Here is a 26256-nt window from a genome sequence, read left to right on the forward strand (position 1 = left end):
ATTGATAATGTCTTTGAAATATACGATGGAAGTCATGGAACTGCTGGATGACCCTAATGCAAACGGGAAGATGGTAGTTGAACTGTTTACGGAATTTTCACATGTTGAAGCATCTTATCAAACAGTAGCAGGTGATAGTGGATCAACGGATTTCATTAAAATCCTGGTAAAAGGTGCTAAAGGAAAATCGGCAGGAGGAAGTTCCCCTTCTCTTGGGATTGTTGGAAGATTGGGAGGACTTGGGGCCAGACCTTCCCGTATCGGATTCGTATCGGATGGGGACGGCGCAGCCGCAGCCATTACAGCTGCTTTAAAACTTAGCCTAATGACTGAAAAAGGGGATCGACTGCCAGGGGATGTCTATATCACGACCCATATTTGTCCGGATGCTCCAACCATACCGCACGAACCTGTGGTTTTTATGGGCTCGCCTGTTGATATTTTCACGATGAACCAGTATGAAGTGCTGCCAGAGATGGAAGCTGTCCTATCAATTGATACAACAAAAGGAAACAAAGTATTCAATCATCGGGGCATTGCACTTTCACCAACAGTAAAAGAAGGGTATGTATTGAAGTTCAGTGATGATCTAATCCGGATCATGGAAATGACAACAGGAGATTTACCGGTTACATTTGCTGTAACAACTCAAGATATTACACCTTATGGAAATGATGTCTATCATATCAATAGCATTTTACAGCCAGCCGTCACAACGGATGCTCCTGTTGTAGGACTTGCGATAACAGCAAAAACAGCGGTCCCTGGATGCGGAACAGGTGCAAGCCATGAGGTGGATGTGGCGCAAGCCGTACGTTTTAGCATCGAGGTTGCAAAAGAATTTACGAGGGGTGAAATTCAGTTTTATAATCAAGCCGAATTTCAGCATCTTGTGAATTTATACGGATCGATGAAGAAGCTGCAAACATTGGGAAATACAGCAAAATGATAAAGAAATCTGTTGGTGTCTTGACGATTGGCCAGTCACCAAGGGTTGATGTTACACCCTCGATTCAACATATTCTAGGGAACACAGTTGATATTGTAGAGGCTGGGGGGCTCGACCGGATCAGGGATGATGACCTTTATTCCATCACACCTGATAAAGGTGAAGTTACGTATATTTCTAGGTTAAGAAACGGGGAATCAATCAAAATAGGAAAATCAAAATTAATACCGTTATTGCAAGCGGAATTAAACAAATTGGAAAAACAAGTTTCTGCCGTTATTATGCTCTGTACAGGAGATTTCCCATCCATTATAAGTAATAAACCATTAATTTATCCCGATAAATTATTAAGCCATACCGTACAAGCCATTTTATCGAAAGGAAAACTTGGATTGGTCGTTCCGTTAGAAGAACAAAGAAACACGTTAACTCAAAAGTGGCAAAGCACAGGAATAGAGCTTTGCGTGGAAGTTGCATCACCTTATGAAGACAGTGATAAAAAAGGGGCGGCTCAAAAGCTGAAAAATCAAGGCGCAGAACTCATTGTCCTCGATTGTATGGGATATGACGAAACACATAAAAAAGAAGCCATGGAGGGAAGCGGCTTACCTGTTCTTCTTCCCCGGACCTTAATTGCACGCATTGTTGCAGAATATGTATAGTAGAGTTGATCCGGTTTTCCGGATCACTTTTTTCTTAAACTTAAGGAAAAGGATGGAGAAATGCTTATCACTGCTCTATTCCTTTTAAGTCCTCTATTAGGGTAAACGTTTTATTTCACAAATGATTTACATCCCGTTTCGATTGTGTTTTTTCGATGTTTATTTGGAATGATACTTGAAGAAAAGGTAATCGGCGGTATACTCTTTGGATGGTTGTTTGTGTATATGAATAAAAAATGTAATGAAATGGGGAGCGAATGAGCATGGGCGAGTTACACGGTATCGCTGCAAATATAATGACCAATAATTTACATGTCACTAAATCTGATTCGATTTTAGTATTAACGGATGATAGTACTTCCTTATTAGCAAAAAAGTTCAGGAATGCTTTATCGACAAACGGGTGGAGTGCATCTTACTATGAAATGGAAGATCGAAGGAAATCGGGGGAAGAACCACCGGAGGAAGCTTCTGCTGAGATGCTGAAACATGATATTGTCTTTTGTTTAACCAAACATTCCTTAACACATACAGCAGCAAGGAAAAATGCGAACCTTCACGGCATAGGTGTGATTACAATGCCGGGAATTACGGAAGATATGTTTGTACATGGCGCAATAAATGCAGATTATAAACGAGTGGAAAAAGAAACATTAGCTATGACGGAAAGGCTATCACAAGCTGAAAAACTAATCATAAAAACCGGAAAAAACCTATTGGCCATACCGCTGCATGGAAGGGAAGGTGTTCCAAGCACTGGCGTTTTCAAAGAAAAATCCGCTTCTGGTAACTTACCTTCAGGTGAAGCCTATATCGCCCCAGTAGAAGGAGAAGCGGAAGGGCAAATTGAAATTAATGGTTCAATTGCAGGCATTGGGCTGTTGGAAGAGCCGATCGTTTTAACAATCCAAAAAGGCAGACTTGTCGAAGCGACAGGTGAAGATGGGAAGAAATTACTCTCACTGCTTGGGGATGGAGAGGGAAGATGGCTTTGTGAGCTGGGAATCGGAACAAACCATGCCGCAAGAGTGACAGGAAATATATTAGAAGATGAAAAAGCCTACAATACGATTCATGTCGCTTTCGGTTCAAACCATACCTTTGGAGGCAGTATCAAATCAGATGTCCATATTGACTGTGTAACGGTAAAACCGGAAATCGAATGGGTATTTCCTGAATGATCGGGGCTTTGACTGCAGCTAGAAAAGACCCAAACTGTTGCCAGTCTGGGTCTTTTCATTACTATGTGCCATTTCCTATTTCTGGATAGCATCCACGAATCTTTTAGTGATTTGCTGCGGTCTGGTAATGGCACCGCCCACCACTACTGCATGGACGTTCATATCCAATACAGAGCGGGCGATTTCTGGTGTGATGACATTTCCTTCCGCGATCACTTTCGCTTTTTTCACTGCTTTTACAATTTCTTTGAGCACGGCATAGTCATCCTGATATATTTTCTCGCCGAGAGTTTCGTTCGTATAGCCGTACAAAGTGGGCGCCACAATATCGAATCCTAAATCGTCAGCGTATGCTGCTTCCTCAATGGTGGATACATCCGCCATTAGTAAAACATCCGGATATTTAGCCCGTATTTCACCATAAAACTGTTTTACCGTTTTACCGTCCGGCCTTACCCGGGCTGTAGCATCCGTCGCAATGATTTCCGCTTTGGTTTCCATCAATGCATCAATTTCGGCCATGGTGGGAGTGATATAGACATCGTTTTCTCCATACACCTGTTTAATGATCCCTATGACTGGAAGGTCCACATTTTTCTTGATTTCCATTATGTCGGCTACGGAATTTGCGCGAATGCACGTTGCACCGCCTTCCTTGGCAGCAATGGCCATGCGCCCCATAATGAAAGAGCTATGCAGCGGCTCATTCTCCAATGCTTGACATGATACAATTAAGCCTTTGTGAATTTTCTCCAGCACCTGTTGCATGTTTAACACGTCCTTATCGTTATCTATGTTCTCAATGACCCAAGTATTCTTCCACTTCATTTTTGATGATCGTCACTTGGGGACCGTATACAATTTGAATGCCATTCCCTTTTTTTACGACGCCTTTTGAACCGGTTTGTTTAATGACGTCCTCTTTCACCAATGATTCATCCTTTACCGTGACACGCAGACGGGTTGCACAGCAATCGACTAGATCGATATTTTCCTGTCCGCCTAATCCATTAACGATGGTCTGGGTTCTCTCTGATGCCGTTACTTGTGTAACAGCGGCCTGTTCATCATCTTCACGCCCCACCACTTTCAAATTTTTCTTCCTGATCAAGAATTTAAAAGTGAAGTAGTATAGGAAAAACCACGGAATGCCGACGAGAAGTACATAAATCCAGTTTGTTTTACTGGTGCCCTGGAGTATCCCGAATAAAGTAAAATCAATAAATCCTCCAGAAAAGGTTTGACCGATCGTTATATTGAAAATATCTGCCATCATGAAGGCAAGTCCGTCAAACAAGGCATGAAAAACATAAAGGATCGGGGCGACAAATAAGAAACTGAATTCAAGCGGTTCGGTGATGCCTGTTAAGAATGACGTCAAGGCAGCTGAAAGAAGCAAACCGGCCACGACTTTCCTATTTTTAGGTTTAGCGCAATGATAAATGGCCAATGCTGCGCCAGGCAGACCAAACATCATCGTGATGAACCGTCCGGACATGAACCGGGAAACACCCTCATAGTACTTGACGGTAGTTGGGTCGGCCAATTGCGCAAAGAAGATATTCTGGGTCCCGCTGACAATCTGCCCTTTAATCTCCATCGTTCCGCCTAAAGCTGTTTGCCAGAAGGGGAGGTAGAAGATATGGTGCAACCCTAACGGCCCTAGCATCCGTAATATGAATCCGTAAAAGAAAGTCCCGATCGTACCTGTGCTCGTTACCAGCGCACCTAACTGGTTTATGAAAAGTTGGAAATAAGGCCATACGATAAAAAGCACGGCTCCAACCAAGATGGACGCGAAGGAAACGATGATGGGAATGAAACGGGAACCACCGAAAAACCCTAAAACTTGCGGAAGCTGAATTTTATTATATTTATTGTGCAAAAGGGCGGCAACGATACCTACTACGATACCGCCAAACACACCAGTCTCCAGTGTTTGGATTCCGACCGCCATTCCCTGCCCGGCACCTGCCAAATTCTCTTTGGCAAGTTCCCCGTTTATTTGAAGCAGGGCATTTATTGAACTGTTCATGACGAAATAGCCGATCATGGCTGCCAGTGCTGCAGTCCCTTTATCCGAACGTGCCAACCCCACTGCAACACCCACGGCAAAAATGACCGGCAAGTTGCCGAATACGATGCTTCCTGCAGAACTCATGATCGTGAAAATGGCCTGAAGCCAAGCAAAGTCTAAAAAAGGATAGGCCTCAACTGTATTTGGATTAGAAAGAGCACCGCCAATTCCCAGCAATAAACCGGCCGCTGGCAAAACGGCAATCGGGAGCATAAAAGATTTACCGAACTGCTGCGCTTTTTCAAAAGCTTTCTTCATAATAATTCCTCCCTCATTTAACGAGCCTTTGATACTCTCTAATTTTAATCGCTCTATACTAGCTATATTAAATCCCTGTGAGAGCGTTTTCAATGCGTTGCAAGGTTATATCAATTGTTTTCAACTTTGTGCTTATTTCTCTGAAAAAGTTTTCATTAATAGAAGGTGCTGGATCGGATATGAAGTTATATAAATATATTGAAATCGCCAAATGCTTATTTTTATAATTCGTGTATTGGTGTGTAAATGTACTATATAATAAAAAAAAACATTTTTTTTGTGCGGAAACCGAATATTATCTTGTGTAAATAAGAAAAAGTATATATAATTACCTCAAATGATAGTTTGGCAGGTGATAGTCATCTTACCGATAAACGCTAACGAAACGAAGAAATTGCTTTCTCATATGTATAATGAGGTATCGAAGGAATTGTTCGGCTTTGGTACGACGCTGCTGAAGGTTACTGTTGAGCAGAATGTGATTACATTTCAGGCCAAACATCGACGTGCCCCGCGCTCTGAAGCTTTAGAAGGGGAAGTTCCCAGCCTGAAGCAGGAGGTTGACTTCCATATGTCCCTGCTTTATAAAAAGAAACTGAAACAAAAGCTGGAAACGCAAACGGATTGGGATATTGAAGCTGTCCTCAGGGATTATGACTCAGCGACGCAGCTGGCATTCACCAATATTGTATTGAAGGAAAAAAATATATAATCATATAAATGGATTTCCCTTCGGATTTATCTGGAGGGAACGCCACATGAGAACCAAATGATAAGTTTTATCTTTGTTTACAAAGAAAAGACAATCTTGGGTAGAATTTCAATTCTATTTAAGATTGTCTTTTTTTACATTTATATCAGTAAAAAGGAAATTTTAAACAATATAAAATTGGAGGTTTGGATGATGAAAAAAATATTGATGATGCTATCCCTTTTCACATTAGTTTTAGCCGCATGCTCTTCAAAGGAGGATGGAAAGGAAAAACCAGCCAAATTAGTCGTTTCCACTTGGGGATTCGCAGATGATTTCTTCCGTCCGGAAGTCTATGGGCCATTTGAAAAGGAGCATAATGTCAAGATTGTCGTTGACTCAGGAAATAATGCAGATCGATTGAACAAGGTACGCCAAGCGAATAGCGATGTGGATGTTATCTATTTATCCGACTACTATGCACAGCAGGGCATCGATGAAGGGTTATTTGAGAAAATTGACCATAGTAAAATTCCGAATATTGATACTATATACGACAAAGCAAAAGCGCCGAATGGCGAGGAATTTGGACCTGCCTATACGATTGCACAATTTGGCATTGCTTATAACCCCGATGAAGTGACTAAATCGATCACCTCTTGGAAAGATCTTTGGAGCAAGGATTTGGCAGGAAAGATCACGATCCCTTCCATCACTTCAACAACTGGACCGATGTTTTTGGATGCCGCTTCAAAAGTAAGCGGAAGTGAGGAGTTCAACGAAGATAAAGCCTTCGATCAAATGAAGAAGATCATGCCGAATGCGGTTAAGGAATATGGGCAAACATCAGAGTTCGTCAACATGTTCTCGCAAGGGGAAATCGCTGCAGGCCCAATCATGGAAATGTATTTTGGCGATTTACAGGAAGCCGTTCCCAATGCTAAGTTCATTTCCCCTGAAGAAGGCGGTTATGCCGTGATGAATACGGTGAATATTGTTAAAGCCAGCGATCAAAAAGAATTGGCCGGCGAATTCATGAATTACATCTTAAGCAAGGAAGTTCAGGAAAAATCAGCGAAAGCGAAAGTGGATTCTCCGGTCAATACGGAAGTCAAGCTCTCTAAAACGGAAGCGAAAGGCTTAACCTATGGAGATGACGTCATTGACAGCCTGCGTGTATTGGATATGAAGTTTGTTAATGAAGACTCTAAACAATGGATCGATCGTTGGAATCGTGAACTTACACACTAAGAAAGAAAAGAGGTGTGCTTGATGAAGAGAAAAATGATTCTTGATGTGGATACTGGAATAGATGATGCGATCGGGATCATTCTTGCTGTTAAAAGCCGTCAATTCGACATATTGGCGATAACAACAGTGAACGGGAATGTATCACTTGATACAGCCACACTGAATACATGCAAAATATTGGATTTATTGAGTGAACCGGACATTTCAGTCATAAAGGGGGCAGATAGCCCAATTATCAGGAGCCCCCTTTTTGAACACCGGATCCATGGCGAAGACGGGATTGGCGGAGCCTTGAAGGATGTGCCAGTCAAAAAGCAGCCTGATGATGGATTTGCTTCTGATTTCATCATCAATTCCATTTTGAATTTTCCTGGTGAAGTGACGCTTGTCATGACGGGACCTCTTACGAATTTGGCATTAGCGGTGAAAAAATGTCCGCAAATCACCAAGCTTGTTAAAGAAGTCATTTTCATGGGCGGAGTTATTCAAGGGGTGGGCAATGTCACGCCAACCTCGGAATATAACACGTATGTCGATCCTGAAGCAGCCAAAATCGTATTACAGGCGGGATTCGCAACGATCACGCAAGTGGGTCTTGATGTCACGAGAAAGGTTCTTTTGGGTGAAGAGCATATCCAATTGATTCAAAACCATGCACTTGCTGATTATATAAGGGAAAGTACATCAGATTATCGGAAAAGGTATTTTGAACGTAACGGTATATGGGCATGTGCGATGCATGATCCATTAGCTGTAGCCATAGCTTTGCAAAAAGATCTTGTCACTAGAGAAGAATATTATGTGGATGTTGAAACAAAGAGTGAGCTTTGTGACGGACAGATGGTTTGCGACTTTCAAAATAGGCTGATGAAGCCGCCAAATGCGCATGTTTGTCTGGACGTCGATGCGGAAGCGTTTTTCGACCTGTTCATTCGCATAATCAATTCATAAATAATACGAACAGGAGGTTCCGAGGTGAAAAAACGCTATCTATACCTGCTGCTGTTTCCAGGCGTTCTATTTTTAACGATTTTCATGATCATTCCGATCCTAATGACGATTGGCACGACATTTTTTAATGAAAGCGGCGGCTTTTCCATACAAGGATATCTCGATTTTTTCCAGGATCGATACTTTATTGAAATTCTGCTGACGACACTTAGGGTGAGTCTGTTCACGACAATCATTTGCATTCTATTAGGATTTCCAGCAGCGTATTATATTTCAAAATTGAAACAACGAAAAAAGGCCATCATGCTTTTGCTGACGATCTTCCCGCTATTAACAAGCCCAGTGGTGCGCTCATTCAGCTGGATGGTGATTATCGGTAAAAACGGTGTGGTGAATAAATTGCTTATGGGCATGGGCTTGATTGAAAAGCCGCTTGATATATTGTACACGCCCACTGCCATCATCATCGGATTGGTCCATTTATTCCTGCCATTGATCATAGTGACGCTGGTGGGTGTGATGGAGAACATCGAGACGGACTTATTAAAAGCGGCGGAAAGCCTTGGAGCATCAAGATTGGCCGTATTCTCAAAAGTGATCATTCCGCTTTCGGTTCCAGGTTTGGTCATTGGCAGCATCCTCGTTTTTGTAGGGAGCTTCACGGCTTATACAACGCCTGCTTTATTAGGTGGGAAACAGCGGGTCATTTCGACCTTTCTTTATCAAAATGCGATTACATTGAACGAATGGCAAGTGGCATCGATTGTCGCTACCATCATGATAGCCGTGACCGTTCTGATCATATCGATCATGAATGGTTTGGCGAAAAAATTAAATCCAAAGGGGTAGAGGTGTATGCAGGAAAAAAATCGAGGATTGGCCCTGTTTACTCTCCTGGTGTTCCTTTTTTTACTAGGGCCTTTGCTTATCATATCCGTTACGTCATTTGAGGGCGGAAATATTTTGAAGTTCCCGCCGGAAGAGTTTTCTTTCAGATGGTACGAAAATATTTTTAATGTGGACATGTTTTTGGTCGCTTTTAAAACGTCCATCCTTGTTTCACTCGGAGGCAACCTTTTGGCACTGTTACTTGGAGTGCCGGCTGCCTATGCATTAAGCCGATTTGATTTCAAAGGGAAAAGCGTGATTAATGCATTTTTCGTTTCTCCCATTTTAATACCGGGAATTGTGCTGGGCTTTGCGTTTTTACGTTATATTGTGGGTACTTATCAGCTTCCGATTTATGCAGCGCTGTTTGTGGGACATACTGTTATCATGCTGCCGTTCATCATCCGTGTGATTTCTTCAAGCTTATCAAACTTTGACTTTTCCATTGAAGAAGCGGCGGAGAGTCTTGGAGCCAGTAAATTGGGCACATTCTTTACAGTCGTCCTACCGAATATAAAATCAGGAATTCTGGCGGCAGTCATGATCGCCTTCTTGGAATCCTTCAATAATGTAGACATATCCGTTTATATGACAGGTCCTGGGGTAAGTACATTTCCGATTCAGATGCTGACGTATGTGGAGAACTACTTCGATCCCACCATTTCGGCCATTTCCGTATTACTCATGTTCATAACGGCTTTCTTCATGTTCATAGTAGAGCGTCTCATGGGATTGTCTTATTTCACAAAACGATAAAGGAGGTAAGGATGGATGGCTTTATTCACTTTACAAGATATATCTGTAGCATATAACAAACAGAATATATTAAAAGATTTCAATCTTGAGATTGAAAAAGGGAAACTGGTATCCCTTCTTGGCCCGAGCGGCTGTGGGAAAACGACGACCCTGCGTTTAATTGCCGGGTTTTTACAGGCGAACGAAGGGAAGTTTTTATTCAAGGAAAAAGACTATACGAAAGTGCCCGTCAACAAGCGGAATTTTGGTTTTGTGTTCCAAAACTATGCATTATTTCCGCATTTGTCGATATTCGATAATATTGCATTCGGTCTCCGTCTGAGAAAGAATTCTAAAAGTGAAATCGAAAAAAAAGTAATGAATGTGCTCGAAATCGTTAATTTAAAAGGATTTGAAAAGAGATATCCCCAAGAGCTTTCCGGAGGGCAAAAGCAGCGGGTTGCGATTGCCAGGGCGCTGGTGATTGAACCGGACATCCTCTTATTTGACGAACCCTTGAGTAATCTTGATGCCAACTTAAGGGTGAATATGAGAGTCGAGATTCGCCGTATCCAACAAGAGCTGGGGATTACAACGGTATATGTTTCCCACGACCAGGAAGAATGCTTTTCGATATCCGACCAGGTGGCGATCATGAATAAAGGGATCATCGAGCAGCTTAGTGATCCTGCGACCATTTACAAATATCCTGAAACCAAGTTTGTCGCAGACTTCATCGGCTTCAAGAACTTCATTGACTTCGATAAGCGGGCAGATCATGAAGATAGAATCGAACTGAACAAGTCTGGATACTCATTTGTGCTGCACAAGGATCCGCAGATGACCAATTCAACGGGAAAAATAGGCGCCATCAGACCGGACGATCTGTTGATCAGGGAAAAAGATAACACGGGAGCTGTTCAGGAAAATAGTTTACCTGGCCGAGTCAAGGTAAGTACGTATCTTGGAAGAAGCTATCAATATGTCGTTGAAACGCCAATAGGGGATTTCACTGTGAACAAGGAAATGTCGGAATCCTATCGGACGGGCCAGGAAATCATCCTTGAAATTCCGAGAAACCAGATGGTGCTTGTTGACTAGCTAAGGGGGGGGAAGTTATGCGAATCGATATGCTTGTAAGAGATATCAATGTGTTTAACAGCTATTTTAAAAGATTCATTAAAGGGAATGCAGCCATCAAGGATGGAAAGTTCTATTATATAGGAGAACGGGAATTGGATGCTTTCGAGCCGGATAGAATCGTCGATGGACAGGGGAAGTATATGGTTCCAGGTCTGATCGATATCCATCTCCACATAGAAAGTACGATGGTGACGCCTGCGACTTTTTCCTACGGGTTAATCAAAAATGGCGTGACGACGATCGTGCCGGAACCGCATGAAATGGCCAATGTTTTCGGAATTTCCGGTGTGCAGGAAATGATCAAAGCAAGTAAAGATTGCGTAGCGGATATGTTTTATGCCATCCCGAGTTCCGTTCCAGCGACATCGATGGAAACGACAGGCGGTTCGATAGAAATAGATGATATAGACGAATTGATGCAAACGGAGGACATTATATGTCTCGGCGAGATCATGAATTACTATGAGGTCATAACCGACCCGGATTGCAAAACGAATAAGATCTTGTCCCATATCCGTTCCCGTTATCCAGATTTGATCATAGAGGGGCACGTTCCAAAGCTGCTCGACTTGGACTTGCAAAAGATTATTAATGCCGGAGTGAATTCAGATCATACACACCAGACCGTGGAAGGGATGGATGCGAGGATCGCTGCCGGGATGTTCATTGAGATTCAAGAGAAATCAATGACTGAAGAAGTGATAGATTACTTGAAGGAAAATCAGGTGGATGAACATTTCTGCTTTGTCACCGATGATGTCATGACCGACTCTTTCCAAAACAGAGGCCATCTGAACGTCCTTTTAAAGAAAGCCATCCAAATGGGGATGACTCCGGAAAAAGCCATTTATGCATGCACCTATACACCTGCACAGCGAATGCGGATGTATGACCGCGGCGCCATTGCACCTGGAAAAACAGCAGATTTCCTGCTGCTATCGGATTTGGAAACATTTGAAATTGAACAAGTATACAAAAAAGGTGAGCAAGTTTATGAATCTTCACGGCCATATGTTCAAGAAGTGAAGGAAAGACAATTTCCTGAGCATTTCTATCAAAGTGTGAAGCTTGCGGAACTTGCGGAAAACGATTTTACCATCACAATCCAGGATCAGCATGAACGCAGCAAGTGCCGGATCATAAACGTGCAGAACGGTTCTACTTTCACATCTGAGACCCATGATCATATAGATGGGAAGAATGGTCAATTATGCTGGGAAGAAAGCCCTTATGGTTTAATCGCCACATTCGAACGATACGGGAAAAACGGTAATCGGGCACACGGGCTGATCACCGGCGATGTTTTGAAGCGTGGAGCGGTTGCCACGACCTATTCGCATGATAACCATAATCTCCTGGTGATTGGCCATAATAAGCAAGATATGAAGATTGCCGCTAACGAAGTAATAAGGAAGCAAGGCGGAGTCTGCTGCGTTGAAGATGGCAAGGTCCTTTCCATGATTCCTCTTCCGGTGGGGGGGATTCTTTCCGAAGAGCCAATGGACATCGTATCAAGGCAGGTTCAACACCTGACAGATGCGCTTAAATCATTAGGTTACGAACATTATAATGTCATCATGTCATTAAGCACCTTATCGCTTCCTGTCAGTCCGGCCCTGAAAATAACCGACCATGGATTGATTAACGTGAACGAGGGGAAAACAGTCCCTCTCATAATGAGTGATGAAGCTTAAACCGCAAGAGGCTGGGACATAACTAAATAAACCATCCTCAAAGACGAATCATTCTAAGTTATCTACCCATTAAACATCATGCTGTTTTCGTCTATGTTGTTTTTATTCATCCATTCAAGCTGTAAGAACAAGTTCGTTCCATTGCGCTACAGACACTCGCTTTCCGCGGGGATGAAGCTTGCCTCCTCGGCAAGCCTGCGGGGTCTCAAGCTTCCTCTATTTCCCTTAGTAGTCGATGGTCTTCCGCCCCATTACACTAGATGTTTAAAAATAGGATGCAAAAAGCAAAAAATCTATGGAAAAGAACAAATAAAGACCCGATCTATTCGCCGGAAATTCCGCTTATAGATCGGGTTTATCGTTTACTAAAATACTTATGTCCCAGCCTCATTTTTAATAGCTAAACAGGATCAATAGAAACCGCGCCTTTTCGTCAAATATAACTGCACTTGTAAGACGCACGCACTCTTTTTTTTGCTTTTAATTTTCATTTTCATATAATTACCATATCAGGAAAGGTGTGATAAAATAGAGGGACAACTTGAGGATAGAGTGGTAGGTCACAGTTTTGCTTTTCCATCTAATGATAGATGGGGAAGGAGGTGGCCGCATGATTCATTTCTTATTGAACTTAATTACTGATATGGGTAAAGAGATATTTGTTGCTGTAGCAACCAGTCTTATCCTGTCTGTGTTCGCCAAGAAACGGAAAAAGAACCACTCATCCTCCCAAGATGGCAATGGTTCTTCTTCTGACGATTAATTAAGTTAGTTGTGACCAACCACTCTTGCTAGTTGTCAGCCTCATGTTAGCGCATGGGGCTGTTTTCAGTTTATGTTAATATAAGGATAACATACCCCCATTTTAAAGTAAATAATCAGACACTGAAAAGGGAGTTACTCCTAATTTATATTCATGGACTTGGCTGCATGTTTGTTTACTTGAATAGAATGATTCCTTGATCGACTCTTTTAATGAATGATCCAACTTTGGAGAATGGTAAAAAATGAATTGACTCTTTCTTACTGATATGGTATGTTAATTCCAATCTAAGAAAAGGTGTGGTGTTTTATGTCGGGAGTAGGTATCAACTAATTTAGTTGAATAAGGTATTTAATCACTGATATGTCAGTGGATTAAGTATGCCTTTTTTCACAGCGCAATTTTCTGCATTGTGAATACCTACCTTAAGACTGCTTCCTTTTCCATAAATCGTGTAACATGCAGGTGTTACGACGAAAAGCATGGTGGGATTTGTCCTATCATGCTTTTTTGTGTACGCAGGTCTATTCGAGCTGCCCAATTTGTTATCGATTTTAGGTGCTTATCAATAGATAAGGCCGATGCCCGCAGGAGCTTTCTACTCAAATGGCTTGTTCATTTGTAAAGGTAGGGGGACCATTGCGGGCATTTTTTGGATACGGGAATTTTAATTACTCACTCATTCAAGGAGGATCATTATATGAATACAATGACTTATGAAAAATTACAATATATCCAACTCAAGGAAATGGTGAAAAGCCATTGCGTAAGCGGTTTAGGAAAAGCGTTATTGGATCAGCTTAAGCCGAGCAGCCATTTGAAAGTCGTTAAAAATCGTTTGAACGAGACGACGGAGGCCAGGAACTTACTGAATGCGGAAAGCCATATTCCCTTAAAAGGCATATCACATATTGGCCTTCATATCGACAAGCTGGAAAAAGGAATGATTTTGGAGCCGTCTGAATTAGTGGCGATAGCAGACTTCTTAAGAGGCTGCAGGAATATCAAGAAATTCATGACCGATAAAGAGTTCTTTGCACCAACATTGCATTCCTACGCCCGCTCCATGACTGAATTCAGGAGCATTGAAGAAGAAATCCAATTCACCATAAAAGGAAATGTTGTTGTTTCCGAAGCAAGCAAGGACCTGAAACGGATTAGGAACCAAATCATCAAGACAGAAAGTAAAATAGAGGAACGTCTGAATAAGTTCTTGAAGAGCGGAGCCAATAAAGAGTTCATTCAGGAATTTTTCATCAGTAAAAAGGATGATCGCTACACCATCCCGATCAAAGCCTCCTATAAAAATCAGGTGGCCGGATCGATCGTGGAAGTATCCGCAAAAGGGGCTACCGTGTTCATTGAACCGGTCTCGGTAACGAAATTGAATGCAGAATTAGCCAGCTTAAAAGCGGAGGAATCGATGGAAGAGTATCAACTTTTGGCCACATTATCCGGAACGGTTTCCGAACAGCTGAAACCGATCAAGATAAATATCGAGTTAATCAGTCAATATGACATGATTTTCGCAAAAGCCAAGCTCAGTAAAAGCATGGATGCCATCGAACCGAAAATCAATGATCATGGTTATATTAAATTAAAGAGCTGTAAACATCCCCTTTTGCCGCAAGACAGCGTCCCTTTGGATTTCGAAATCGGTAAGGACTATCGCAGTTTGATTATTACAGGCCCTAATGCCGGGGGGAAAACGGTCGTCCTGAAAACGATCGGCATCCTTACATTGGCCGTCATGTCAGGGCTTCATGTTGTCGGGAAAGAGGGGACGGAGCTTGCCGTCTTCGATCAGTTATTCGTCGATATCGGTGATAATCAAAGCATTGAAAATGCACTGAGTACGTTTTCGTCGCATATGAAAAACATTTCGGAAATCATGGGGGCATTAACCAATAACTCTTTGCTGCTGTTCGATGAAATAGGGAGCGGAACGGAACCGAATGAAGGAGCCGCATTGGCGATTGCCATCCTTGAGGAATTTTATCAGCGGGGCTGCATAACCGTTGCGACCACCCATTATGGTGAAATCAAGCGCTATTCGGAAATACACAGTGATTTCATGAATGCGGCCATGCAATTCAACAGTGAAACACTTGAACCAAAGTATAATCTATTGATCGGTCAATCCGGGGAAAGCAACGCCCTCTGGATAGCAAAAAAAATGAATGTTCGTGAAAAGGTTTTGCAAAAGGCAAAGCTCTACATCGACAATAAAGACTACGACTTGGAGCGTGTTCAAGAAGGTAAAATCAAAAAAGCGAAGGGAGCGGCAATTCCTAAGGAAGCATCTTATGAATATGAAGTCGGTGACAAGGTGAAGGTAAGCGAGCTGAATGGATATGCAATCGTTTATAAGAAAATGGATTCCTACAATAATGTCACCGTTCTTTTCGAAGATACCTTCAAGGAGGTTCATGCCAATAGGCTCGAGCTTGAAATTAAGGCCGTCGATTTATATCCTGAAGGCTATGATCTCAATTCGTTATTTGTCAGCTACAAAGAAAGGAAATTGAACCACGACCTTGAACGGGGATCAAAAAAGGCATTAAAGAATGTAGCCGCGGATATCCGGAAGAAGCTTGGTGAATAGTACGATCATCCAATATGCAAAAAAGCCCTCTAAAAGAATTCAGATTGTAAAAAAAGGATTCTATCTAAACTGTAAACAAAGTAGATTGGAGCGGGTCCTGCGGGAAAATCGCGTCCAGGGGCGACCCCACAGGCGCAAAGGCGCCTAGGAGACTTCCCGGACCGCCCTATGTTCCAATCAACTTTCAAATCGTCTACAGTCTGAAACCTATCTAAATGATAGGCTTTTTTGCGTTGTATGGCCAAAAGTTTATTTTATTGAGTTCTTTTACTTCTATCATTATATAGATTAATTAATTCTGCATTTTGTTCATTCATCTTTTTCACATTCTTATTAATCGTTGCCAATTCCCATAGTACAGCCAATCCAAAGATTAGCATAAGAGTTAATAAATCCATAGTTGCCCTCCTATTGATGTGTTGTACCTTTAATTAAATGATTCTTTTCACTTTCCTTGGATTCAATTTCTCAACTCGGGAAGGCAAGTTTTTTCTTTGAAAATAATTGTTTTGAATCAATGCAAATATCACTAAAAAAGTTCCGATTAATTCGAAGGATGATAGTGATCCTCCTTGGATAAAAACGATGGCCAACGTGGTTATTGGAACTAAATTGATAAATAGGATTCCATTGATCGGCGTTATGAGTTTAATACCTGAATTCCAGCTTAAAAGGGCAATGGCACCGGGGAAAATAATCATGAAAATCATTTCGCCATAAATGGAGTGCATAACCTCTGCTGTAGGGACAGACAGGCCCATTGCAGTTGCGAAGAATGTTATGATTGCTGATACTGTTGTTCCTAAAATGCACGTTAAAGTCGAATAGCGGAGTGTTGACCATCCATTGAATTGGTTGCCGCCCATCGTATAAATAACCCACCCTATAACCCCGATAAGAATGAAGAGGATAGGGATGATGCTATCTTTCAATAAAAATAAGAATGATAAGTTGCCATTGGTAATGACAAGAATGGCTCCTATCAAGGCAAGGAACATGCTGGCGATGGTATGCTTCATGGGTCGGGTATTTTTGAAAACCCACATTATTAAAATTGAAATCATGGGCATTAATGATTCCATGATGGAAGCAACAATTACCCCATTATGTCCCAGTAAGTCTTGGCCAGCAAAAATGAGAAAGTTGTATACAGTGAACGCCATCGTTCCAAAAAACAATAATTTCTTTCCTTTCCCTTCCAGCTTAAATGACGCCTTCCCCTCTTTAATTAAAAGCAATATCCCTAAAATTACGCTAACAGCTAAATATCGCAAAAAAGAGAAATAAAAAGGATCAATATACATCAGGGCCCTTTCTGCAACTGGAAACATCGCTCCCCAAGAAATGCTGGCTGTCAAACATAAAAGTGCACCGATTAAAACTTGATTTTTTTTCATAAAAGCTTCCCCTTAAAAAATAATGATTGATTAAATTCCTATACACACCTTATGATAAAGTCATTATCATGTAAAATGACTTAAAATGAATATAATCATCATTATTAATAATAGTTGAGAAAGGGGGTCACTTTTATGGAAATGCGGGATATGCAAATATTCCAGTGCGTCGCTAAATATGGCAGCATAAGTAAGGCGGCAGTTGAGTTGAATTACGTCCAATCCAATGTAACGGCTAGGATAAAGCATTTAGAGCAGGAGTTACGGACGCCTTTATTCAATCGGCATAAACGTGGCATGTCATTAACTGCAGAGGCACGAAAAATGCTGGAGTATGTAAACAAAATTTTGCTTGATGTGGAAGAACTCAAGCAAGTATTCCTGGATAGTGAAACACCTACAGGGATATTGAACATCGGTACAGTTGAAACGGTCAGCGATCTTCCCAAGATTCTAGCCTCATATCATAAACAGTATCCCAATGTCGATTTATCCATAAAGGCAGGTTTAACGGAAGACCTAATTAAAGATGTCATTGAACATAGGCTGGATGGAGCTTTTGTTACAGGGCCGATTAAACATCCGCTCATTCAGCCATATGATGTGTGTACAGAAAAACTTGTATTAGTTACAAGAAATGAAACATTTGACCTTGAAGAAATGATAACGGAACCATTTTTAGTATTCAGTCAGGGATGTGGCTATCGCTCTAAACTGGAACAATGGCTGAAAGAAGAAGAAGTGATGCCCAAAAGGATCATGGAGTTCAATGTATTGGAAACGATCTTAACCAGCGTATCACTTGGTCTTGGCATTACTCTTGTACCACAATCAGCAGTAAATCACCTTGCAGCCAATGAAAAAGTGCATGTGCATGCAATACCGGAAGAATACGGAAATATTTCGACTGTCTTCATTCACCGCAAAGATGCTTATATGACAAACTCCATGCAAAGCTTCTTACAAACGATCGAAGTTCATCATGACAACCGATTTAAGCTAAAACCTGGAACCGCGCATGAGCTGATATGAAGGAAGGGGGAGCAGCATATCGCTTTACATAGAATGATAGAGGCGCGCTGAAACCGTTGATTATTAGGCTGCGAGACTAATTAAGGGTGGGGAAATCGTATGGATGAAAAAGATTGTTTAATTTTACAATATTTATATAAAGACCAGAATCTGACAAAAGCTGCAGAGCGACTTTACATGACCCAACCCGCATTAACGTACCGTGTAAGACAAATTGAAAAGGAATTCCAGACTGAAATACTAGCCAAAAATGGGAAAAATATTAAAATGACTCCTGCTGGAGAATATTTGGTAAGCTATGCAAACAAAATGCTCATAGATTTACGTCAAACAAAAGAGTATTTATTGAGTATGGGAAGTGAAACGAGGGGTAGTTTGAAATTAGGCATCAGCAGCCATTTCGGACTTTATAACCTGCCTTCCATTTTGGAAGAGTACATGGTAAATTGTCCTATGGTCCATTTAAATGTCAATACGGGCTTCAGTACGGAAATGATGGAATTGCTTATGCAAGGTGAGATTGATGTTGCGATTGTAAAAGGTGATTATGAGTGGTTCGATGAAATGGTTCTTCTTGAGGAAGAAAATATATGCATCATTTCAAAAGGTGAGATACCTGTTGATAGCCTTCCGGATTTTCCGATGATTAATCGTAAAGAACCGAATGTTTTGCTGAAATATAGAAATATATCGCAAATCCCTTCTGAAAAAAGTATTGATTATTGGTGGAATGAAAGGTTTACATCGCCTCCTCTGGTAATGATGCAAGTGGACAGCTATGAGACATGCAGGGAAATGGTAAAAAGAGGGCTGGGGTATTCCATTATTCCTCGTGTTTTTTTGCAAAAAAGTGATGATTTGTTTTCACATGATTTGATCTTGAAAAATGGTGAAGAGATAAAAAGAAGAACATGGATGTTATACCGGCAATCATCTTTACAATTAGCCAGTGTTTCCAAGTTTGTGAGTGAAATTAAAAAGCTATATTGCTAAAAGGAGATAGTAATTGTTCTCCTTTCAGACTGTAGACAAACTCGAAGAAAAGCGAGTTTCCCTACAGTTTTTTTATTTAAAAAACGTTCTAGTTGATTGGAAGGGAAGGAACGAGACTCTTGCAGGGAAAGAGGGCTCCCTATGCTTATCGCATGGATGAGAATGATGCAGAATCCGGTTGCAGCATGGCAATATCTTTGGTAAAACCAATAGCCAAACGTTTTTCGCAAGGTCTGGTTGCCGACATGTTCTACGCCAGTTTGAAGGTTATAAGATGAGAGGTAAAACAAAATAGACCCTTGGTAGTTTAGCTAAAGAAAAAGGGTATTACTATTCACCGATTGGGAAAATATATAAATAATGGCAAGAAGGAGGAAGCAGAGATGGAAGTAAATATGAGTGTTGAAGATGTCGTGAATCAAATTTCTGAATTAGTAGAAAAAGAAGGGAAGCCACCTCGAAAGAAAGAGGTAAAAAAGTCAGATCCGGAGTTAATGAAAAATGCATTGTATTATTTTCCTAACTGGGATACTGCAGTGGAACATAGCATTGGATCTTAACCATAAACGGTACATAAACATTTATTTTTCACATTAGTATATGTAAGGCAAGGGAAGTTATGAAGGCCGCCAATTGGCGGCCTTTTGAACGTGCGATTCTTTACAATATCATACATTCAAATTGGTTTTAAAAAGTATGATTCAGGGATGGATAACCAATGGTGTTCACTCCCTTATTGGGCAATGCAAATGAAAGCAATTACCTTTGCATAGGTTGATTACTCCTTTATCTGAAGTCTTTCCTACTGCAAGCGTCTTTGTTATAGAAAAAATATTAAATACCATTATTAAGAAATGAATCAATTTCATAATATAAAAAAAACCAAATGCACGATTTCTTAAACTTTTTTTTCGGGAAGAGGGGAGTATCGATCTTTTGAAAGTCTATAAAGTCTGATACTTTGTAAAGAAGCATCGTGTAACTTTTTAACTTATGGGCCGTATAATAATTTGTTAAAACACATGAAAAGAGGGGTCGAATGAAAAAGATATTGTTTATTTTGGCAGCCGTTCTTTTGGTAACAGGACTTAGTGCTTGTAAAGGAGTCCAGGAGGAAAATAAGGAATCTCCCCCAATTTCAGAAAAGCCAAATGATAATCCTAAGCAAACCGACGGGCAAGATGAAGATCCTCCAGGTGAATCGGTCGATGATCCGTCAAAAGATCGGCCAAATACGAAAACGGATAAGATCATATTAGAAGGTATGGAAGAATCATTCCCATTCACGCTTCATCATAGTCAGGCATTGGGATTCTCAACCTACATCGTGGATGACATGGTCGTTGAAGAGGCTAGTTCTGGTGAAGGGGATGCAATGAGTGTTTTTGCGAATTTTGCAGGCAAGAGAAATGAGGATGCCAAAGTTCAGATCTTTTCCAAAGGGGAAGGTACGAATGCGACAATAGAAGAACTGGCGGAGTTTGCGAGGGAAGTTGTGATAAGCAACGACTTTGAGATTAAACAGCGATCAGATAATACGCCTAACCGATTTGATTGGTCTGAGGTCGAATTTGACATTAGTCAGAAGGGCAGTGATTATTCAGTATTGGGTACGGTGTCGGTTTTTCAACATGGCGACCGCGTTTACTATGCGATCGTTCAATACCCGGCAGATTATGAAGAAGGCTTCATACCGCGGGTTGTAAAAATGTTTGATGATATCGTATGGTATGAAGCACCTTGATAAATGAGTATCCGAAATGGGGTACACCATTTTAACAGATAATGGTCATGTATTTGTCCAAAAAGGGGGCAACAGAAGGAATCCTGTTGACGGTAGGGATCTACTTGACCTAGTTCATTCAAAAACCTTGATAGCAGCCCTTTTTCCTTCATTTGACTAGTTAATTGAGCCTCGATTAACTCTAATTTCACCTCTAATTCAGTCTTAGCCTAATTTCTCAGAATTTTAGTGAGAAATTAGGCTTTTTTACCTTTCATTTTCCTTTAAGTAGTCAATCCGCATTCTCCTGGCTTTACCCGATATAAAATAGTGAAAAATCATGGATTATAACTAATTCTTGTTTGGAAACTGTGGGGATCCCCAAAGAGTTAATCCCGTCAAAGCTCCATGCTGGTTCAAAATGAGACCACATCTAACCCCCTTTTTATATTCGGAAATTTCAATGATTTTATAAATATTCATAGATGTTACTATATGAAACTATAAAAAAATTTTTTAGTTTCATAAAAAAACCTTAATTTTACTTATCATTAAAGTGACCGTAATATTTAAAATGAAACATTTAATTTTCTGAATTTTTTGGAGGTTGTATATTTATGTCAATACATGTTGCGGAAGGAAAGAAATCGATTCAAATGGCAGTTGATGCCCGTGATGCTCAATTACGTGGGCTTGCATTGGACATTCATGCTCACCCGGAACTTAGTTTCCATGAATACCAGGCAATGAAATGGTTGATAGAGCCTTTAAAGAAGGCCGGCTTCTTGATTGAAAAAGGGGTCGCAAATTTAGAAACTTCATTCAGGGCAACATGGGAGGGGCATCCCGGTGGTCCAACGATTGCCATTTTAGCTGAATATGATGCACTGGCAGGATTAGGCCATGGATGTGGCCATAATATCATTGGAACATCAGCCATTGGGGCGGCATTGGCACTGAAAGATGCCCACCCTGATCTTCCGGGGAAAATCGTCGTATTGGGGACGCCTGCGGAAGAGGAAGGCGGAGGAAAAATTTTGATGGTCGAGGATGGCATTTTCGATGATGTGGATGTAGCCATGATGTGTCATCCGCAAAAACAGACCATGGTATTGCGTGGTGGATTAGCGTGTGTGGATGCATCTTTTAAGTTTTATGGAAAAGCATCACATGCGTCTTCTGCTCCCGAAAATGGAATCAGTGCACTTGATGCAGTCATTAATACTTTTGTTGCCGTCAATTCTTTGCGTCAATTTTTTAAAGATGATGTGAGAATCCATGGAATCATAACAAAAGGCGGGGATGCAACAAATGTAGTTCCTGCCTATTGCGAGGCTGAGTTTTTACTTAGGGCCAGCACTGTGGGAGAGTTAAATGTTGTTCGTGAGAAAGTATATGCCGCTGCTCGACATGCTACAGAAGCCATAGGTGCCAGGATCGAGATAACCGAAGGCCTGATATATGCTGAACGAAATAATAATAAAGCATTAGCCGCCCTATTTAAAGATAATCTAGAGTTGTTAGGGGAGGTTGTATGCGACCCGCCTGCAAAAGGAGGAATCGGTTCATCGGATATTGGTAATGTTGGACAAGTAACTGCAACGATTCATCCTTACATCAAGATAACGGATGATGCAATAACCCATACTCCAGAGTTTGTACAGGCTGCAGCTTCTGAGAGGGGAATGATTGGATTAAATAAAGCAGCAAAGGCTTTAGCGATGACTGCATACGAAGTATGTATGACCCCTCAGCTCCTTCAAGAAATCCGGGAAGAATTCGAAGTGTGGAATGCTAATAAATCATGTAAATGAAGATAAAGGAAGATTCCGTTTTACGGGGGATCCAGGTGAAAATAATGTAAAAGGTGGTACGGAAAATGAGTAAAGTGAGAGCTGAAAAAATAAAGAGTGAACCCCCATTCAAAAAAAGTAAAATGAAAATGCCACACACATTTGTGATTATTATTTGTATGATCCTATTTGCAGCTGCATTAAGCTATTTAGTGCCCGCAGGTGAGTTTGACAGAGTGGAAGATAAAAAAACCGGTAATACGGTAGTAGTAGAAAACTCGTATCATACTGTTGAGAACAACCCCATAGCTATATTCGAGGTCCCTTTAGCCATTGTTCATGGCCTTATAGATGCAAGTGATACAGTTTTCTTTATTTTCATTGTCGGTGGAGTATTTCAAATCATTAATTCCACAGGTACGATTGAAGCCGTGGCTGCAAGGGTTGGAAAGACTTTCATGAACAAAGGAATCGTCATTATTCCCATTTTTTTAACTCTATTTTCAATCGGCGGTTTTACGATTGGAATGTCAGCAGAAGTCATGGCATTTGTCCCCATTGGCATTGCGATTGCAAGGTCATTAGGCTATGATGCTTTGACTGGAACTGCCATGGTGACGCTCGGCGCAGCTGTCGGCTTTACAGCTGGACTCCTTAATCCTTTCAATGTAGGAATCGCTCAAGCCATTGCTGAAGTTCCGATGTTCTCCGGGATGTGGTTACGTGGAATCATTTTGGTAGTTTTACTGATTGTCACAAGCATTTATATCATGAGATATGCAAAAAAAGTGAAAAATAATCCACATGCCGGTATTGTGTACGACTTGGAAAAAGAAGAAAAGCATGAGAATTTGGATATATTCTCTTTACCCTCCATGATGCCTAGACATTACGTAACGATTATTGTCGTGTTAATAGGATTTAGCCTCCTGATTTGGGGTGTTTCCGAAAAAGGCTGGTGGATGGAAGAATTAGCTGCATTTTTCTTATCTTTAGGTGTTGTTGTTGGGTTTTTATCTAAATATGGTCCAAGCAAAATTGCCAGCGAGTTTGTACAGGGGGCAAGGGATATTACATTCGGTGCTTTTATTGTTGGCCTGGCAAAAGGTGTAGTCGTAGTATTAGAGCAAGGACATGTTATCGATTCAGTTGTAAATGGACTTGCAGCAACAGTAGGCCATTTGCCTAGTTCGATCCAAGTTCTTGGCATGTATGTATTTCAGACCATCATGAATGTGTTCATTACTTCAGGAACGGGTATGGCAGCAACGACCATGCCGATTTTGACACCGCTTTCCGACCTGATTGGTGTTACAAGGCAAACGACCATCCTTACTTATCAGTTGGGAGATGGTCTATCAAACTGCATTCTCCCTACCTCTGCCATGCTTATGGGAAGCTTGGCAGTCTCTAAAATCAAATATCAAGAATGGGTGAAATTCTTCTGGCCCTTGTTATTGATCTGGATTGTAATAGGTGCTGTGTTTATATTAATAGCCGATTTCATCAAATACTAAAACCTTAAAAAGAACGAATGGCTCTTTTGCTGCCCTGGGTTTGTAGACAAAAGGGGGTTCCTTCTAAAGTTTTAAAAAAGTTGATTGGAGCGGGTGTTCGAAACTCCTGCGGGAAAAGCGTGTCTAAGGGAGACCCCACAGGCGCAAAGACCGCCCTCGGAAAGCGAGTGCCTGGAGTGGAAATCATCACTGTAGAGAAAATCAATAAATATCGAGTTTGTCTACAGTCTGAGAGCCGCTCTTTGGCTGCTCTTTTTTTGTTGCTTAAATTACCACTTTGAACGAGGTGAAGAAGGATAAATGATTGGTTTAGAGAATAGTTATGGCAAAAGGGTCATACGTTCTCGAAAAACCAATTTGATAGAAAATAGGTGAAGCAGGTGGAGTTGGATACATTATATAAGACATATCAACCTTTTCTTTTTTCCATAGCATACCGGATGCTTGGATCGGTTACCGACGCAGAAGATATCGTTCATGATTTATTCCTGCAGTTTAAGCTTGATACCGAACAAATTAAGGACATGAAAGCATATCTCGCGAAAATGACGACAAATCGCTGTCTCAACTTTTTAAATTCAGCCCGTAAGAGAAGGGAGGTTTACACAGGACCTTGGCTGCCTGAACCTCGGGTAAGCGAAACAGAGCAGCCTTTAGATAAGGTTGTAACGGATGAAACGGTTGCTTATGCCTTCCTCGTTTTGCTGGAACAGCTGTCACCTGTTGAAAGAGCGGTGTTCGTGCTTAGGGAAGCATTCACTTATAGCTATGAAGATATTGCCGAGATGCTGGAAAAGAATGAAGTGAATTGCAGGAAGATCTACAGCCGGGCTAAGCGGAAATTACAGAATGATATGCCAGTCCATATGGAGGATGCGGAACATGTCGAAACTTTGGCAAAAAAATTCATAAAAGCATCTACGACAGGAAACTTTGAGGAGTTTTTGGATCTCCTTACAGAAGATGTTGTACTTGTTACTGACGGGGGAGGAAAAGTACGTTCTGCATTAAATCCGATTGAAAATAAACGGCGCGTTTCTTCCTTTCTTAAAGGAGTTGCTGCTAAAGGGGGTTTCATAGGAGACCTTCTTCCGGTGATGGTCAATGGTCAGGAAGGAATTTTGCAAATGAAACACGGGCAGCCTATCAAAGTCATCTGCTTTGAATTAGATTCAAACCAAAAAAATATCCGGAAAATCTTCATTGTTTCCAATCCCGATAAATTAAATCATATTCCTGTTCCTTACTAATCTCTTTTTTGTATGTCACAAATCAAATCTCTATTTTGTCTTATAAGTGGAACCTAAAAGATTTAATGGAGGAGATAGACATGGAACAACGCATTAATTACATGAAGACAAATCGGGAAGTGGTCAAATTAATGCTCGGATTGGAGGAGTATAAAAAAACTACGGGAATCGATAGTATATTAATCGAATTGATTAAAATTCGTGCGTCTCAAATCAATGGCTGTGCGTACTGCTTGGATATGCACACAAAGGATGCCCGGGCAATGGGTGAAACGGAACAAAGAATTTACTGCTTGAGTGCTTGGCGTGAATCGCCATTCTATTCTGATTCGGAAAGGGCAGCGCTGGAATTGACGGAAGCGGTCACCGCCATTTCCGCAAACGGTGTCCCTGATGATCTATATGAGCGGGTCCGCCTCCATTTTGATGAAAAACAATATATCGATCTCGTTACCATAATCATCACGATAAACGGCTGGAACCGATTGGCCATTTCAGCCAATAGCATACCAGGGCACTATAAGCCTGTAATGGAAAAATAATATGGTTATTAAGATCGTAAAAGCGATCTGTCTCCATTTTTGCCCGTAAATGTTGATTTTACAGGATTCATATCTTAGATCAGCATTAATGGACTTGATGGTTAAGAATTAAAAACTCCCCAAAAGTTAGGGATTGCCAATAAAAAAATTGATATAAAGGA

The 26256-nt window shown here is 41.1% G+C and carries 24 protein-coding genes; 20 read left to right on the forward strand and 4 right to left on the reverse strand.

Annotated elements, in window-relative coordinates:
- The first annotated feature begins 7 nt into the window (after positions 1–7).
- The 3 genes from IOC57_RS09960 to IOC57_RS09970 all read left to right on the forward strand — a co-directional run bounded on the left by IOC57_RS09960 (position 8) and on the right by IOC57_RS09970 (position 2792).
- A complete protein-coding gene (locus tag IOC57_RS09960) occupies positions 8–949 on the forward strand; it encodes a DUF1177 domain-containing protein (protein ID WP_207438586.1) in 942 nt (313 codons plus the stop codon).
- Positions 946–1611, forward strand: a complete 666-nt coding sequence (locus tag IOC57_RS09965; protein ID WP_207438587.1) for an AroM family protein — start codon at positions 946–948, stop codon at positions 1609–1611. Before IOC57_RS09960 ends, IOC57_RS09965 begins: the two co-directional genes overlap by 4 nt.
- A 263-nt stretch (positions 1612–1874) precedes the next feature.
- The gene (locus tag IOC57_RS09970) at positions 1875–2792 is read left to right on the forward strand and encodes an aminopeptidase (RefSeq protein WP_207438588.1); all 918 of its coding nucleotides are present in this window, start codon (positions 1875–1877) and stop codon (positions 2790–2792) included.
- 75 nt (positions 2793–2867) lie between these two features.
- Here IOC57_RS09970 and IOC57_RS09975 read toward each other — a convergent pair whose 3' ends face one another.
- Both IOC57_RS09975 and IOC57_RS09980 read right to left on the reverse strand, forming a co-directional pair.
- Positions 2868–3560, reverse strand: a complete 693-nt coding sequence (locus IOC57_RS09975; RefSeq protein ID WP_207438589.1) for an N-acetylmannosamine-6-phosphate 2-epimerase — start codon at positions 3558–3560, stop codon at positions 2868–2870.
- 31 nt (positions 3561–3591) lie between these two features.
- Entirely contained in the window at positions 3592–5127 is a 1536-nt protein-coding gene (locus IOC57_RS09980; RefSeq protein ID WP_207438590.1) for a maltose/glucose-specific PTS transporter subunit IIC, read from the reverse strand.
- Between the two features lie 337 nt (positions 5128–5464).
- Here IOC57_RS09980 and IOC57_RS09985 point away from each other — a divergent pair, with 337 nt between their 5' ends.
- The 9 genes from IOC57_RS09985 to IOC57_RS10025 all read left to right on the forward strand — a co-directional run bounded on the left by IOC57_RS09985 (position 5465) and on the right by IOC57_RS10025 (position 15848).
- On the forward strand, positions 5465–5839 hold the full coding sequence (locus IOC57_RS09985) for a DUF2294 domain-containing protein (RefSeq protein ID WP_286184693.1): 375 nt from the start codon (positions 5465–5467) through the stop codon (positions 5837–5839).
- Positions 5840–6031: 192 nt separating this feature from the next.
- The gene (locus IOC57_RS09990; protein ID WP_207438591.1) at positions 6032–7069 is read left to right on the forward strand and encodes an ABC transporter substrate-binding protein; all 1038 of its coding nucleotides are present in this window, start codon (positions 6032–6034) and stop codon (positions 7067–7069) included.
- A gap of 21 nt (positions 7070–7090) precedes the next feature.
- The gene (locus IOC57_RS09995; RefSeq protein WP_207438592.1) at positions 7091–8020 is read left to right on the forward strand and encodes a nucleoside hydrolase; all 930 of its coding nucleotides are present in this window, start codon (positions 7091–7093) and stop codon (positions 8018–8020) included.
- 24 nt (positions 8021–8044) lie between these two features.
- Positions 8045–8869 (forward strand): ABC transporter permease, encoded by an 825-nt coding sequence (locus IOC57_RS10000; protein WP_133350519.1) that lies wholly within the window; start codon positions 8045–8047, stop codon positions 8867–8869.
- 6 nt (positions 8870–8875) lie between these two features.
- On the forward strand, positions 8876–9664 hold the full coding sequence (locus IOC57_RS10005; RefSeq protein WP_053536295.1) for an ABC transporter permease: 789 nt from the start codon (positions 8876–8878) through the stop codon (positions 9662–9664).
- Between the two features lie 15 nt (positions 9665–9679).
- Positions 9680–10744 (forward strand): ABC transporter ATP-binding protein, encoded by a 1065-nt coding sequence (locus tag IOC57_RS10010; RefSeq protein ID WP_207438593.1) that lies wholly within the window; start codon positions 9680–9682, stop codon positions 10742–10744.
- 17 nt (positions 10745–10761) lie between these two features.
- A complete protein-coding gene (locus tag IOC57_RS10015; protein ID WP_207438594.1) occupies positions 10762–12480 on the forward strand; it encodes an adenine deaminase C-terminal domain-containing protein in 1719 nt (572 codons plus the stop codon).
- Positions 12481–13090: 610 nt separating this feature from the next.
- A complete protein-coding gene (locus IOC57_RS10020; protein ID WP_155726505.1) occupies positions 13091–13243 on the forward strand; it encodes a hypothetical protein in 153 nt (50 codons plus the stop codon).
- Positions 13244–13943: 700 nt separating this feature from the next.
- Positions 13944–15848 (forward strand): endonuclease MutS2, encoded by a 1905-nt coding sequence (locus tag IOC57_RS10025; RefSeq protein WP_207438595.1) that lies wholly within the window; start codon positions 13944–13946, stop codon positions 15846–15848.
- Between the two features lie 254 nt (positions 15849–16102).
- Here IOC57_RS10025 and IOC57_RS10030 read toward each other — a convergent pair whose 3' ends face one another.
- Both IOC57_RS10030 and IOC57_RS10035 read right to left on the reverse strand, forming a co-directional pair.
- The gene (locus IOC57_RS10030) at positions 16103–16246 is read right to left on the reverse strand and encodes a hypothetical protein (protein ID WP_207438596.1); all 144 of its coding nucleotides are present in this window, start codon (positions 16244–16246) and stop codon (positions 16103–16105) included.
- 33 nt (positions 16247–16279) lie between these two features.
- Positions 16280–17245 (reverse strand): DMT family transporter, encoded by a 966-nt coding sequence (locus IOC57_RS10035; protein ID WP_207438597.1) that lies wholly within the window; start codon positions 17243–17245, stop codon positions 16280–16282.
- Positions 17246–17380: 135 nt separating this feature from the next.
- On the opposite strand from IOC57_RS10035, the gene IOC57_RS10040 reads away from it, so the two are divergent.
- The 8 genes from IOC57_RS10040 (at position 17381) to IOC57_RS10075 (ending at position 26095) form a co-directional block, all read left to right on the forward strand.
- Complete coding sequence (locus IOC57_RS10040; protein WP_207438598.1) at positions 17381–18277, forward strand: LysR family transcriptional regulator; 897 nt, start codon at positions 17381–17383, stop codon at positions 18275–18277.
- Positions 18278–18376: 99 nt separating this feature from the next.
- Positions 18377–19270, forward strand: a complete 894-nt coding sequence (locus IOC57_RS10045; RefSeq protein ID WP_207438599.1) for a LysR family transcriptional regulator — start codon at positions 18377–18379, stop codon at positions 19268–19270.
- Positions 19271–19653: 383 nt separating this feature from the next.
- The gene (locus tag IOC57_RS10050) at positions 19654–19830 is read left to right on the forward strand and encodes a hypothetical protein (RefSeq protein WP_207438600.1); all 177 of its coding nucleotides are present in this window, start codon (positions 19654–19656) and stop codon (positions 19828–19830) included.
- Between the two features lie 479 nt (positions 19831–20309).
- Positions 20310–21014 (forward strand): hypothetical protein, encoded by a 705-nt coding sequence (locus IOC57_RS10055; RefSeq protein ID WP_207438601.1) that lies wholly within the window; start codon positions 20310–20312, stop codon positions 21012–21014.
- 596 nt (positions 21015–21610) lie between these two features.
- On the forward strand, positions 21611–22807 hold the full coding sequence (locus tag IOC57_RS10060) for a M20 family metallopeptidase (RefSeq protein WP_207438602.1): 1197 nt from the start codon (positions 21611–21613) through the stop codon (positions 22805–22807).
- 65 nt (positions 22808–22872) lie between these two features.
- A complete protein-coding gene (locus IOC57_RS10065; protein ID WP_286184695.1) occupies positions 22873–24303 on the forward strand; it encodes a YfcC family protein in 1431 nt (476 codons plus the stop codon).
- A 380-nt stretch (positions 24304–24683) separates the two neighbouring features.
- Complete coding sequence (locus tag IOC57_RS10070) at positions 24684–25553, forward strand: RNA polymerase sigma-70 factor (RefSeq protein WP_207438603.1); 870 nt, start codon at positions 24684–24686, stop codon at positions 25551–25553.
- An 80-nt stretch (positions 25554–25633) separates the two neighbouring features.
- Positions 25634–26095 (forward strand): carboxymuconolactone decarboxylase family protein, encoded by a 462-nt coding sequence (locus IOC57_RS10075; RefSeq protein ID WP_207438604.1) that lies wholly within the window; start codon positions 25634–25636, stop codon positions 26093–26095.
- The last annotated feature ends 161 nt before the right edge of the window (positions 26096–26256 follow it).

The organism is Bacillus sp. SD075 (assembly GCF_017355165.1).
GTDB lineage: Bacteria > Bacillota > Bacilli > Bacillales > DSM-1321 > Peribacillus.